This is a genomic window from Streptomyces sp. NPDC016677, assembly GCF_055562815.1.
This window is the reverse complement of record NZ_JBVHEO010000007.1, coordinates 221181-233973: the sequence shown is the minus strand read 5'-3', so window position 1 is coordinate 233973 and position 12793 is coordinate 221181. Positions and strand designations below refer to the sequence as shown.

Here is a 12793-nt window from a genome sequence, read left to right as displayed (position 1 = left end):
GATCGGGGCGGGCGGCGGAGGCACCCGCCCCGGAGTCGGCGGGTCAGTTCTGCCCGGCGCCGATGGCCTTGATGACGGCGGCGGTGAACTCGGTGGTGGAGGCGGAGCCGCCGAGGTCTCGGGTGGAGGTGCCGGCGGCGATCGCGTCGGCCACGCCCTTCTCGATGATCTTCGCGACGGTGGCGAGCTTCTCGTCGCCGTGCTTGGCGGCGAGCCACTCGAAGAGCATGGCGCCGGAGAGGATCATGGCGACCGGGTTGGCGATGTTCTGCCCGGCGATGTCGGGGGCGGAGCCGTGGGAAGCCTGGGCCATGGCGGTGGTGGCGGAGGAGTTGATGGACGGGGCGGTGCCGAGCGAGCCGGAGATCTCGCCGGCCAGGTCGGAGAGGATGTCGCCGAACATGTTCTCGGTGACGATGACGTCGAAGTCCTGGGCGCGGCGCACCAGGTGGACGGTCATGGCGTCGATGTGGAAGTCGTCCACGGCGACGTCCGGGTAGTCCTTCGCCACCTCCTGGCACACCGTGCGGAACAGGCCCGTGGTGAGCTTGAGGACGTTGGCCTTGTGGACGATCGTGAGCTTCTTGCGGCGCGAGCGGGCCAGGTCGAAGGCGACGCGGGCGACGCGCTCGGTGGCCTCGCGGGTGATGATGCCCAGCATGATCGCGGTGTCCGGGGTCGGCATGAACTCACCGGTGCCCGCCAAGGTGTTGCGGTCGGCGTAGAAGCCCTCGGTGTTCTCGCGGACGATGACCAGGTCGGCGTTGTCGCAGACGGCCTTGGCGCCGGGGAAGGACTTGGCGGGGCGGACGTTGGCGAAGAGCTGGAAGTGCTTGCGCAGGGTGCCCGAGGGGTTGAGCGCGGACTTGTGCGGCTCGGGGTAGCTGACGGAGTCGTGCGGGCCGAGGTACCAGCCGTCCAGCCCGGCGAGGGCGTCCTTGGTCTCCTCGGGAACAGGGGTGCCGTGGGTCTCGATGGCGGAGGCGCCCAGCGGCAGGGACACCCAGTCGACGGAGACGCCGGCGGCCTCGGCCGCGGCGGTGGCGATCTCGACGGAGGACGGGACGATCTCGGGGCCGATACCGTCACCGTCGAGGACGCCGAGGCGGTAGGTCTTGCTGCTCATGGTGCGGGTTCCTCTCAGAACAAGGGGTGGGGGAGGTGGGTCAGGACAGTGCGGACGCGGCGTCGGTGAGCGCGGTCCAGGAGCGGGCGGCGGCCTTGGTGCTGTCGCCGTCTTGGGAGTGCTCCAGGGTCAGCCAGCCGGAGAAGCCGCCGGTGCGGAGAGCGGTGAACAGGACGGGGAGCCGGGGGTCGCCGACGGTCAGGGGGCCTCGGGTCGAGGCGGTGGCGAGTTGGAGGCAGCCGGTGACGCCGGTGTGGTCGGTGACGGCCTGTACCGCGTCGACGTTTTCGGCGTCGAGGTGGTGGGTGTCGAGTACCAGGCCGGCCGGAGCGTCGAGTGAGGAGAGGAAGGCGAGGGCCTCGGCCGGGGTGTGCCACAGCGAGGTGTTGGTATGCGACTGCGGCTCCAGGAGCAGGCGACTCCCGCACGCGGCGGCCCCCTCGGCCAGTTGCCTCACCGCACGCTCGGCCCATACCTTCTGCACGTCCTCCAGGCCGGGCAGGAAGGTGCCGCGGGTCTGCCCGAGGGAGACCGGCACACGCAGCTCGCCGGCGAGACGGGCCGCGCCCATCAGCCGGGCCAGGGCGTGACGGCGGACATCGGGGGATGGGTCGGTCAGGGTGAGCCGGTCCTGCGCGGCGACCGGTCCGGTGCCGATGCCCAGAACCTTGGGGACTCACTTCTCCAACTGACCGGCCGCCACGGGCCCGCCGCCCCTCTCTCCGGGGCGCCGGCCCGCGACGGTGCCGGCGACGCGCGCAGTACCGTGGCGCACCGTCACTACGCGCACCGGTCGACGCGGTGGCCGGGTCCGCGTTCGCCGACGCCCACGAGGCCCGTCACTCCACAGCCGGTAACCGGCAGGCCGGTCACCGGACTGGGGTGGTGGCGCGGGCCACCCCCCCAGGACCTGGGCCAGCTCGGGACAGCAGACCGCTTCCTGTCCGAGACTGCCGACGACGGCGGCGACCGGTACGTGTCTTGGTTCCTTGGCGTCCTGGAGCCGGTCGAGCAGGTCGCGTGGATTTCCTCCCATCGGGGCATCTGCTCAGGATCGGGCCGCACACCCGCTTCTGCCGGTGGGCCAAGGAGGCACCTTCGGGCGCATGCTCCGGGCCGCCCGGGCCCACCAGCACGCCGCCGGAGCGCGAAAGGGAGCTCCGCAGCCCCGGCCTCGGACGCTCCCGGGGTGGCTGACCAGCAGGATTCACCTTGCCAGCGACGAATTCGGCCGCCCGCTCGCCTTCACGATCACGGGCGGGAACCCCAACGACTGGCACCCGCCAGGCCGCTGTCACCCTCGCACCGCTGCTGATGTGGGCGTGACATTCGAAGACGACTCCTAGCAGGGAAGCGGGGGCCCTCCTCAGAGGTGCCCCCGCTCAAACAACAGCTATGGCAGGGTCCATTTCTGGTTGGCGGCTGTGTGGCAGGTCCACAGGTGGACGGGGGTGCCGTCGTTCCAGGTGGCGCCGGACGCGTCGAGGCACTTGCCGGACTGCGGGTTGCGGACGGTGCCGTCGGTGTGGGGGGCCCAGGTCTGGGCGCCGGTGCCGTTGCAGGTCCACAGTTGGATCTTCGTGCCGTCGGCGGAGGCTCCGCCGGAGACGTCCAGGCATGTGCCGAGTGCCCGCAGGGTGCCGTCGCCGGGGACCGTCCACTTCTGGGCGGCGGAGCCGTTGCAGGTCCAGATCTGGACCTCGGCGCCGTCGGCGGTCTGGGCGTTGTCGATGTCCAGGCACTTGCCGTTCACGCCCTTCACCTCACCCGTGCGGGGGCCGGGGTCCTGTCCGCCCGCGCGCTTGACCCGGATGTTGCGGAAGGACACGTCGTCCCCGTCTCCGTGGTTCTGCAGGCCGATGTATCCCTGCCGCAGGCTCCGTACGGGATCGGTATTGGTGAAGTCGTTGATCTTCCGTCCGTTGAGGAAGATCTCCAACCGCTCGCCGGTGACCCGGAGTTCGTACGTGTTCCACTCGCCCGGCGGATTCAGCGCCGCGTCCCGTGCGGCGAGATCGGCGGACTTGTAGCCGTAGACGGAGCCCGTCGTGCGGTCCGCCGAGTCGGTGGCGTCGATCTGGATCTCGTAGCCGTTGTTCACCGCGGACCACGGGTCGTCGGAGGCCGGGAAGCCGATGAAGACACCGGAGTTGTCGTCGCCGGCCATCCGCCAGTCGAGTTTCAGGGAGTAGTCGCCGGTCAGCTCCTGCGCGGAGTGCCAGAACAGCCCCATCCCGCCCACCGAGGTGAGCGTGCCGTCCGCGAGGCTGAACTGCCCCGGTCCCGCCTGCTTCCAGCCGCTCGTGGAGGTCCCGTCGAACAGGGACGTGTAGCCGGTCTCCGGGCGGCAGTCGGCGTCGGTCATTCCCGCCGCCCAGCGGATACCGCCGAGGAGGTGGCGCCGGAACGCGGGGTCGGCGTACGACTCCTCGGTGTGCCCGCCACCGGTGTAGAAGGACCGGCCGCCCTGGTAGTCCTTGCACCAGGTGATCGGGTGGTCGCCGGACATGTTCCCGCCCGAGTAGCTGGACTCGTCGAGCGAGGCCAGCACACGGGCGGTGGTGCGCGGATTGGTGCGGTAGTTGTACCACTCGTCGGTGCGCTGCCAGGTGGAACCGAGGTGCGAGGTGGCGTCGTGCGCCCGGTCCTCGACCTTCACGGTGGCGGACTGGATGGCCGGGTGCGAGTGGAACAGCGCGCCGGCCAGTCCTTCGTAGAAAGACCAGTCGTACTCGGTGTCGGCGGCGGCATGGATGCCGACGTACCCGCCACCGCCCCTGACATAACCCTCGAAGGCCGTCTGCTGGGCGGCGTTCAGTACGTCGCCCGTCGTCGACAGGAAGACGACGCTCTTGTACTGGGCGAGGTTGGCGGCGGTGAAGGTCCCCGCGTCCTCGGTCGCGTCCACGGTGAAGTTGTTCGCGGTGCCGAGGCCGCGCAGGGCGGTGATGCCCTCGTCGATCGAGTCGTGGCGGAAGCCCGCCGTCTTCGAGAAGACGAGGATCTTGTACGCCGGGTCAGCCGCGGCCAGGGAGCGTGCTTCGGCGGTGCCGGACCGGTCCGCCGCGCCGGGCAGCGCCATGGCTTGCGGCGACAGGCAGAGCGCGGCACCGACGAACAGGCCGAGGGCTGCTTTCAGGCTGGTGCGCACGAGGTGACGCATGGCAGGTCTCCTCCCTCCTACGGCAGGGTCCATTTCTGGTTGGCGGCTGTGTGGCAGGTCCACAGGTGGACGGGGGTGCCGTCGTTCCAGGTGGCGCCGGACGCGTCGAGGCACTTGCCGGACTGCGGGTTGCGGACGGTGCCGTCGGTATGGGGGGCCCAGGTCTGGGCGCCGGTGCCGTTGCAGGTCCACAGTTGGATCTTCGTGCCGTCGGCGGAGGCTCCGCCGGAGACGTCCAGGCATGTGCCGAGTGCCCGCAGGGTGCCGTCGCCGGGGACCGTCCACTTCTGGGCGGCGGAGCCGTTGCAGGTCCAGATCTGGACCTTGGTGCCGTCGGCGGTCTGGGCGTTGTCGATGTCCAGGCACTTGCCGTTCACGCCCTTCACCTCACCCGTGCGGGGGCCGCCCCCGGAGGTGGTGAAGGTGAAGTCGTCGAGGTCGAAGAGGGCGCCGCTGCCGCCCTTGAAGACCAGGTGGAGGGAGGTGGAGCCGGCGGGCTGGTTGCTCAGGCCGGCCGTCACGTCCTGGAAGGTCTCCCATCCGCCGGTCATGGGCACGGTCGCCGTGCCGAGCAGGGTGCCGGTGGGGGATCCGGCACGGACCTCGATGGTGCCGCCCGCCCCCGCGGAGGAGACCCGGGCGGTGAACCGGGTCGTGTTGCCGAGGACGTACGGGGAGAAGGAGATCCAGTCGCCGTTGTCGATGTTGCCGACGGTCTTGCCGCCGTGCGCGGGAGCGTGGGAGACGACGTCGACGCCGGACGAGGCGCCGTAATGCTCGCCCTGCCTGTGGCTGGGCTGGACGACGTGCTGGTCGTGCGAGGTCAGCGCGGGCTGTCCGGCGGCGCCCTTGTCGGTGTACTCGGCGTCGAGTACCCCGAAGATGTTGGCGTTGGGATCGTGCTCGCCGTCCGCCAGGGTCTGCAGCGTGCCGGTGCACCCGGTGGTCGAGGTCTGCGGATGGCCGTGGCTGTCGTGACCGACGACGAAGGTGATCTTCACCTTGGTGCAGTCGATCACGCCGTCTTCGGGGTCGGTCGCCGTCACCTTGAAGGGGATCGCGTCACCGAAGTCGTGGATGGCCCCGTCGAGCGGGAGGTCCAGCCGCACCGTGGGTGCGGTGTTGCCCACCGTGATCTGCACGGAGGCCGTCGCGGACTTGCCGGTGGCGTCCGTGACCTTGAGCGTGGCCGTGTACTGGCCGTTGCTGGTGTAGGTGTGCGACGGGTCGGCGGCGGTCGAGGTGCCGCCGTCACCGAAGGTCCAGGCGTAGCCGAGCGAGCCGCCGTCCGGGTCGGTGCTGCCTGCCGAGGAGAACGAGACGGCCAGCGGCGCCTTGCCCGAGGTGACGTTCGCTTTCGCCTGCGCGGTCGGGGCGAGGCCGTCGGTGACGTGCTCGATGCGGTACAGCGCCGAGTTCGCGTCACCGCTGAAGTAGCCGGTGCCGTAGTCGAGGACGTACAGGGCGCCGTCGGGGCCGAAGGCCATGTCCATCACCTGGGTGCCGCTCCAGGGGAAGGCGTTGATGGACTGCACGGTGCCGTCCCCGCCGGCCTCGACGCGCTTGATCCAGCGGCGCCCGAACTCCCCGGCGAAGAAGTCGCCGTCGTACTCCTGCGGGAACTTCACCTCGGACGTGGAGTTGGCGTCGTACCGGTAGACGGGGCCGCCCATCGGGGACTCGGAGCCGTTGCCGAACTCCGGGACGGACCCGCCGTCGTAGGGGATCCAGGCGGGCTGGGCGGGCGGCAGGGTGGTCAGACCGGTGTTGTTCGGCGAGTTGTTCGTCGGCGCGGCGCAGCTGAAGGCCGAGCCGGAGGCGCCGGTGGCGAAGTTGTAGTCGATGTAGGCGTCGTTCTTGCCGGTGCAGTACGGCCAGCCGTAATTGCCGGCCCTGGTGATCCGGTTGAACTCCACCTGCCCGCCCGGGCCGCGGGTGGGGCTGGCGGTGCCCGCGTCGGGGCCGTAGTCGCCGAGGTAGACGATGCCGGTGGCCCGGTCGACGCTCATCCGGAACGGGTTGCGGAACCCCATCGCATAGATTTCGGGCCGGGTCTTCGCGGTGCCGGGAGCGAAGAGGTTGCCGCTGGGTATCGTGTATGAGCCGTCGGCGTTGACCTTGATCCGCAGCACCTTGCCGCGCAGGTCGTTGGTGTTGCCGGAGGAACGCTGGGCGTCGAAGGCGGGGTTGCGGGTGGCGCGCTCGTCGATCGGTGTGTAGCTGTCCGAGGCGAACGGGTTGGTGTCGTCGCCGGTGGACAGGTACAGGTTCCCTGCCGCGTCGAAGTCGATGTCACCCCCCACGTGGCAGCACAGGCCGCGGGAGGCGGGCACGTCGAGGATCTTCTTCTCGCCGGCCAGGTCCAGGGTGCCATCGGTCCTCAGCACGAACCGGGAGAGCCGGTTGACCCCGTCGAAGGGGGCGAAGTCGGCGGCCGTGCCGTCCGCCGGGGCGTCACCGGCGGGGGTGCTGAGCTTGGGGGCGTAGTAGAGGTAGACGAACCGATTGGAGCTGAAGCCGGGGTCCACGGCGACGCCCTGCAGCCCCTCCTCGTCGTGGCTGTAGACGTCGAGTCTGCCCGCGACCGAGGTGGTTCCCGCGGCGTTGGTGAGACGGACCGTGCCGTCCCGCGCGGTGTGCAGGACCGAGCGGTCCGGCAGCACGGCCAGGGTCATCGGCTCGCCCGTCTCGGCCACGCCCTTGGCGAGCGTGACCTGCTGGTACTCGACTGCGGCAGCCTTCTGCCCGTCGGCCGGGCCCGCTTGCCGGGCGGTGGTGGCGGCGGCCGGGGACAGGGGGAGCAGACAGCCGACGGCGCAGGCCAGGGCGGTCAGCAGGTAATGGACACGTCTGTGTCCGAGCGGGTTCTCGCGCACAGAGCTCTCCCGAAGTGGGGTGGACGACAGCCCTCGCCGGACTGCCGAGCGGTGCACAGGCGCGCGCCGTCGCGCCGGTGAGCCCGGTCGCAGCGGTCACTTTGACCGGTTCATTTCAAGGAAGTTAGCGACCTTCGCTGAACTCCGTAACCCGCTGAGCACAACTTCCCGACACTTCTTCCCCACCGAGGACAAAGTCCCTGGCGGCAGCTCGGTAGGTGGAGGGCGGGCGGTCGCGCGCACCGCGCCCGCCTCTCCTTCGACGTCGAAATCCGGATCGCATCGAGGGCCGACTCACCCCCGGCCGACAACTGAACCTCAACAACCAGGGCCAGCCAGTACTCCAGCCGTAGATCATGATCGTCATGTCCGAGATGCGGTTTGTCGCCGTTGGTGGCCGGTGCGAACCAGGCTTGGGAGCGGCATCGCCGGTCGGACCGGCCGGGCCGGTGGGCTGTCTCATGGACCAGTCGGACGACGAGCGTGATGAATGGGCGCTGGATCTCGTTGCAGGACAGCGGGACCAGGTCGGCAGGACGCCAGGGGCCGGATCCGGCAACCGCTCAGCATCCGGAACGCCGCGTCCGAGCCAGGTGACACCCAGCCGGAGAGGGCCGGGGGCCGGATCGGACATCGCCATGCGCTGAGGGGGGTGGCAGCGTCCCCTGCCTCGGCGCGGCAAGTCGGTTCAGAATGGCCGGTATGGATCTGGCTGCATTCGGTGAGTTTCTGAGGTCGCGACGCGATCGCATCCGCCCCGGCGAAGTGGGGCTTCCTGAGTCGACACGACGCCGGGTGCCCGGGCTGCGCCGCGACGAGGTGGCTGTCTTGGCCGGCGCCTCGGTTGACTACTACAACCAGTTGGAGCAGGGCCGGGGCGCGCAGCCGTCCGAGCAGATGGTGGCCGCGCTCGCGCGGGCTCTGCGGCTGACGGAGGATGAGCGTGCGCATCTGTACTTTCTGGCCGGCCGTCCGCTGCCACCGCGGCACGGAACGTCGGCGCACGTTCACCCGGGGATGCTCGATCTGCTCGAACGCCTGCCGACCACCCCGGCGGCAGTGATCACCGACTTGCACGCGACGTTGGTACAGAACCGCCTCGCCGCTGCGCTGCTCGGCCCGATCCCCCGGGAGAAAGGCGTCGAGGCCAGCTTCGTGTACCGCTGGTTCACCGACCCTGAGGCCCGGCTGCGGTACCACCCCGACGAACACGATCACCAGTCGCGCGTCTTCGTGGCCGACCTGCGAGCGGTCTCGGCCCGCCGCGGCGGCGACAGCGAGGTGCGCGGACTGATCCGGCGACTGAACTCGGTGAGCAGTGAGTTCGCGGACCTGTGGGCTCATCAGGAGGTCGCCGTACGTCGGGCCGACCGAAAGAGGCTGATGCACCCGGACCTCGGCGCGATCGAACTCAATTGCCTCAGCCTGTTGAGTGAGGACGGTTCCCAGCGGCTGCTGTGGTTCACCGCCCCGGTGGGCGGCGACTCGGCGGAGAAGCTGGAACTGCTCGCCGTCCTGGGCAGCCAGGACATCGGGGCCGCGCAGCAGAGCCGGTCGACTCTACGCTGAGCGCGGCGTTCTGGTGCCCGGCCCACCGGGGCGACCGACCGACCGTCAACGTGTGTTCGAGAGCGGCAACGGCGGTGTGCCGTGGGTGTGGAACGTCTCGATCGTCTTCAACCCCGAGCCTCAGGACTGCAGCGTGATCCGGTCATCGACCCGGTTCTCGTGCACTGCCTGCCCGGCCCGCGCCTCCAGTGCGTCGAATGCTTCTTCGAGCTGCTCGCCGGTACGACGATCTGGCGGACCCCGAACTCAGCGCAGTGCAGCGGTCCGGCGCCGCCGTGAGCGTAGAGGGTGAGGTCGCGCGGTGGTGTCGTTGGTCGATGGTGGGCTCGCGCGACGTATCGGCCATCTGCGAGTCGACGATCCGACGGATGCCGGCTGCCGTGCGCTATCCGGTCGAGAAGCCGAGCAAGGTTGGTGCCGTCATCGGCGACGGCGCGGACCGCCGAGACCCTCGATACCTCGCTTCGCCTCCGGCTCCCGCTTGGGACGCACGCCCACGTAGGCTCCGCAATCGTGCGGCGGCCTCTACGAAGGGTCGGTCACCGGCTCGGACCAGTCCCGACGCTCCAGCCCAGCTCGGAAGCGAGTCGCAGGAGATGATCGCCGACGGATACGGCTGGCCCGGTTGTCCGGTACCAGCCATCTGCCGCGCCGTGACCGTGCTCAGGGGCGGAACCGCCGCCGCGTTTCAGCGGAAGGTGTCCGTCTACTGGCGCGAGCGGGGCCTCGTCCACCATGACGTACTCGGTGCAGTGGATTCCGTGGCCGCGGTCGAACGTGTCGAGCATCCCCGCCACCGGCGTGCCTACGGCGATGGGGGGGCACCGACTCCTGCCGGGTCCCGGCCGGAGGGGAGAAAGCCGTCGGGACGAGGAACTCCCTCGTCCCGACGGCTGCGGTGCGTCACGGCTGGACGATGACCTTGCCCTTGGCGTGGCCCTGGGCGAGGTAGTCGAACGCGTCCACAGCGCCACTGAGCCGGACCGTGCGATCGACGACGATGGCGAAGCCTTCGTTCGCTACCGCGACGACTTTCGCCAGTCGCTCGGCATCGGAAGCGTGGAAGACGAACTCGGCGCGGAACCCGCGAGCGGCGGCACGCTCGAAGTCCGGCGGGACGGGGAGGCTGACCAGCAGGCCACCCGGCTTGAGGACATCGAGCGACCGGGCCTCGGTCTCACCACCGACCGAGTCGACAACCACATCGACATCGGATACCGCGGTCCGGAAGTCGACGCTGGTGTAGTCGATGATCTCATCGGCCCCCAGCTTCCGGACGATCTCGGCGGCAGCACTGGATGCGGTGGTCACGACGTGCGCGCCGACGCGACGGGCCAGCTGGATGACGAAGCTGCCGACGCCGCCGGCGCCCGCGTGCACAAGTACCTTCTGGCCGGACTTCAGCCCCGCGATCTCGGTGACTGCCTGCCATGCGGTCGCCGCGGCGGTGGCCAGGCCGGCGGCGGCCTCGAGCGGAATCGTGGTCGGCGCTGCCACCAGACCCGCCGCCGGGACCACAGCGTATTCGGCGACAGCTCCACCGGCGGTCGGGTCGGTGCGGGTGATCACCGCGTCGCCGATGCTCCAACCCGTCACACCGAGTCCGAGTCGCTCCACCGTACCCGCGAGATCAGTGCCCACGGTCGAGGGGAAGGTGATCGGAAAATACTCCTGAACATGGCCCGCGCCGATCTTGACGTCGAGCGGGTTCAGGGCCGCCCCCGCGACCCGGACCAGGACCTCGCCCGGCCCGGGGACCGGCTCGGGAACATCGTTGACGACCGGGCTGCGGCCGTATGCGGTGTACTGCAATGCCTTCATGGATGTGCTCTCTCGTGTCGTTGCTTCAGCGGGCAGGCGAGGCGTCGACCTGCTGGAACCATCCGAGCCAGTCCTCCAGGTGCCAGGTGCGGACGATGCGCCCGTCGACCAGTTCATGGAACTCGTGGATCCGGATCTGGAACTCCCGCCCGGTCGCCGGGACGCCGAAGGTCTCGCCGCTGTGCACGCCGCGCATCTCGCCGCGCACACCGACGAACCCGTTGCCGTCGGGGCCTCGGCCGTCGACGATCTGGTGGACCACGACGCGGAAGTCGCTGAAGGCCTCGCCGACGCCCTTGATCAGCGGAGCGGCGCCGGCTCGGCCGGGGGGCTGGCCCGGCCCCAGCGGGATGTCGTCCCAGTCGTCGGCGACGATGTCGTCGAGGAGTTCGGGCTTGCCGCTGAACGCCGCGTAGAAGGTTCCGATCAGGTCCTCGATGGTGCGTGTCATCGCTTCTCCTCGATGGTGGTGGTGGGTACGGCGACCGTGAGGAGGTCGTCGATGCCCAGTTGACGGAAGAACGTGAGCTGCTTGGCCGCTCGCACGGCGTCGAGTTCCTCGACGCCCTTGTGCTGCGCGTCGACCACGACCCGGCGGGGGCGCGTGCCCTGGGGCTTCTCGAGCACCTCGACCAGAGCCCGGCCGACGGACTCCACCTGCGCGGGTGAGCCGTCGTTCGCGAGGTCGATGGCGTGCAGACGCTCGGGGATCTGCGCGACCCGGTCCGGCAGGTCGGCGTACTGGGTGACGACGGCCGTGTCCGCGGGCGGGTTGCTGTGCGCGAAGTGGTCGGTCCCCTCGGTGAAGGCACCCGGTACGACGATCACCGTGTCGATGCCCAGAGGCGCCACTTCCAGGCCCATCGACTCGGCGAGGAACTCGCCCGCGGCCTTGCTGGCGATGTAGGTCGCCATGAACGGCTCGGCGAGGTGGGCGGTCGTGCTGCTGATGTAGGCCAGCGTTCCCGAGCCCTGGCGGCGCATCACCGGGAGCACCGCGCGGTTGACTCGCAGCCAGGACACCGCGTTGGTGTCGAGGATGCGCAGGAACTGATCCGGGGTGAACCCCTCGGCGACGCCGGCCATCAGCATGCCGGCGTTGTTGACCACGACGTCGATCCGCCCGTATTCGCCCAGGACGACATCGACGGCGCTGCGGCAGCCGGGTTCGGACAGCACGTCCAGTTCGAGCGCCTTCAGGCGCACGTTCTCGGCGGACGCGAGTTCGCGCAGATCCTCGGCCCGCCGGCTGTTGCGTCCGTCCAGGTCGCGCATCCCGGCGTACACGATGTGACCGGCGCGAGCGAGCTCCACCGCCACGGCGCGGCCGATACCGCTGCCGGCCCCGGTGACGATGACGACGAGGCCGTCTGATTTTTCGGTGGTGGGGGTGGTGGGCATCAGGCGACTCCTCCATTGGTTCTGATGACCTGGCCGTCGACCCGTCCGGAGGCGGGAGAGGGCAGGTGGGTGACGAGGCCCGCGAGATCTACGGTGCCGAGCCGCTCCGCCGGCGACCCGGCGGCCATGCGAGCGATCCGCTCCTCGGACTCGCCGGTGGTGAACGTCTCGGTGTCGACGGCGGACGGCGCCGGAGTTCCCTTGAGGTAGACGCCCAGCATGTAGTCGTCATGCGGTCGTCGTCGGTCGGGTCGGCGACCGGGGATGCCTCGAGCGTTGCCGCTGAGGTCACCACCCGGTGAAGGGTGTCGGACTGCTCCGCTGTGCCGGACGGCTTCGCTGCCCCGGTCCGCGACGTTCACCGACACGGCGGACGCCTTGCCCCCGGCGGCTTCGGAGGCGACGACGTCGCCGGCAGCCGCACCGCTGCGGAGGTGGTCGAGCGCGGTGAGCCCCGCGTCCGCCAGGCCCTCCGCGGTCGCGCGCCCGATGCACCCTGACGCGCCGGTGACGAACGCCACCTGATTGGGCTCCACGGCGGTTGCGCCTCTCTGCTGGTTCGACCTTGCGGAATCAACAGTCGGCTGTGGCGGGCTGTGCGAGAAGGCGTGGCTCACACTGGTGACGGCATCACCACCCTTGTTCGTCACAGCGCGAGGCGGGACCGTCACGGGGTCTGTAAAATGATCCGGTCTGATCCTGAGGCGGTGAGCGGTGAGCGAGTGCCTGTCACCGGGGCCCGGAAGCCGCGGTGGTCGACTCGACCTGGGTGGAGCGCGACGCGAGGTCCGACGCGAAGAGCTCCTTGGTGAGCACCCTCATAGATCATCACCCTGT

At 69.9% G+C, this 12793-nt stretch carries 9 protein-coding genes; 1 reads left to right on the top strand and 8 read right to left on the bottom strand.

The genetic code is table 11. The annotated features are described in order from the left end of the window. Window positions 1-43 precede the first annotated feature (43 nt). The 4 genes from ACZ3IG_RS21225 to ACZ3IG_RS21210 all read right to left on the bottom strand — a co-directional run bounded on the left by ACZ3IG_RS21225 (window position 44) and on the right by ACZ3IG_RS21210 (window position 7165). Window positions 44-1126: an isocitrate/isopropylmalate dehydrogenase family protein gene (locus ACZ3IG_RS21225; RefSeq protein ID WP_467433939.1), complete on the bottom strand. Its 1083-nt coding sequence runs from the start codon at window positions 1124-1126 to the stop codon at window positions 44-46. A 40-nt stretch (window positions 1127-1166) separates the two neighbouring features. Further along, entirely contained in the window at window positions 1167-1745 is a 579-nt protein-coding gene (locus tag ACZ3IG_RS21220) for a sugar phosphate isomerase/epimerase family protein (protein ID WP_467434076.1), read from the bottom strand. Window positions 1746-2519: 774 nt separating this feature from the next. Continuing rightward, complete coding sequence (locus tag ACZ3IG_RS21215; RefSeq protein ID WP_467433938.1) at window positions 2520-4289, bottom strand: ThuA domain-containing protein; 1770 nt, start codon at window positions 4287-4289, stop codon at window positions 2520-2522. Between the two features lie 17 nt (window positions 4290-4306). Further along, window positions 4307-7165, bottom strand: a complete 2859-nt coding sequence (locus tag ACZ3IG_RS21210) for a PQQ-dependent sugar dehydrogenase (RefSeq protein ID WP_467433936.1) — start codon at window positions 7163-7165, stop codon at window positions 4307-4309. 702 nt (window positions 7166-7867) lie between these two features. Between ACZ3IG_RS21210 and ACZ3IG_RS21205 the strand changes: the two genes are divergently transcribed. After that, on the top strand, window positions 7868-8734 hold the full coding sequence (locus ACZ3IG_RS21205; RefSeq protein ID WP_467433935.1) for a helix-turn-helix transcriptional regulator: 867 nt from the start codon (window positions 7868-7870) through the stop codon (window positions 8732-8734). A 903-nt stretch (window positions 8735-9637) separates the two neighbouring features. Here ACZ3IG_RS21205 and ACZ3IG_RS21200 read toward each other — a convergent pair. From ACZ3IG_RS21200 to ACZ3IG_RS21185, 4 genes are read right to left on the bottom strand one after another with little or no spacing between them, the layout of a single operon-like run. Continuing rightward, window positions 9638-10555, bottom strand: a complete 918-nt coding sequence (locus tag ACZ3IG_RS21200; RefSeq protein ID WP_467433934.1) for an NADP-dependent oxidoreductase — start codon at window positions 10553-10555, stop codon at window positions 9638-9640. 25 nt (window positions 10556-10580) lie between these two features. Continuing rightward, window positions 10581-11006, bottom strand: a complete 426-nt coding sequence (locus ACZ3IG_RS21195) for an ester cyclase (RefSeq protein ID WP_467433933.1) — start codon at window positions 11004-11006, stop codon at window positions 10581-10583. After that, window positions 11003-11956, bottom strand: coding sequence for an SDR family oxidoreductase (locus tag ACZ3IG_RS21190; protein ID WP_467433932.1), 954 nt, complete (start codon window positions 11954-11956; stop codon window positions 11003-11005). Before ACZ3IG_RS21190 ends, ACZ3IG_RS21195 begins: the two co-directional genes overlap by 4 nt. Then, on the bottom strand, window positions 11956-12606 hold the full coding sequence (locus tag ACZ3IG_RS21185) for a Rossmann-fold NAD(P)-binding domain-containing protein (protein ID WP_467433931.1): 651 nt from the start codon (window positions 12604-12606) through the stop codon (window positions 11956-11958). Before ACZ3IG_RS21185 ends, ACZ3IG_RS21190 begins: the two co-directional genes overlap by 1 nt. Window positions 12607-12793: the final 187 nt, after the last annotated feature.

Excerpts from the sequence above, each read along its gene's own strand:
- ACZ3IG_RS21225 (WP_467433939.1), bottom strand. The coding sequence starts at position 1,126 with ATGAGCAGCAAGACCTACCGCCTCGGCGTCCTCGACGGTGACGGTATC.
- ACZ3IG_RS21215 (WP_467433938.1), bottom strand. The coding sequence starts at position 4,289 with ATGCGTCACCTCGTGCGCACCAGCCTGAAAGCAGCCCTCGGCCTGTTC.
- ACZ3IG_RS21205 (WP_467433935.1), top strand. The coding sequence starts at position 7,868 with ATGGATCTGGCTGCATTCGGTGAGTTTCTGAGGTCGCGACGCGATCGC.
- ACZ3IG_RS21200 (WP_467433934.1), bottom strand. The coding sequence starts at position 10,555 with ATGAAGGCATTGCAGTACACCGCATACGGCCGCAGCCCGGTCGTCAAC.
- ACZ3IG_RS21195 (WP_467433933.1), bottom strand. The coding sequence starts at position 11,006 with ATGACACGCACCATCGAGGACCTGATCGGAACCTTCTACGCGGCGTTC.
- ACZ3IG_RS21190 (WP_467433932.1), bottom strand. The coding sequence starts at position 11,956 with ATGCCCACCACCCCCACCACCGAAAAATCAGACGGCCTCGTCGTCATC.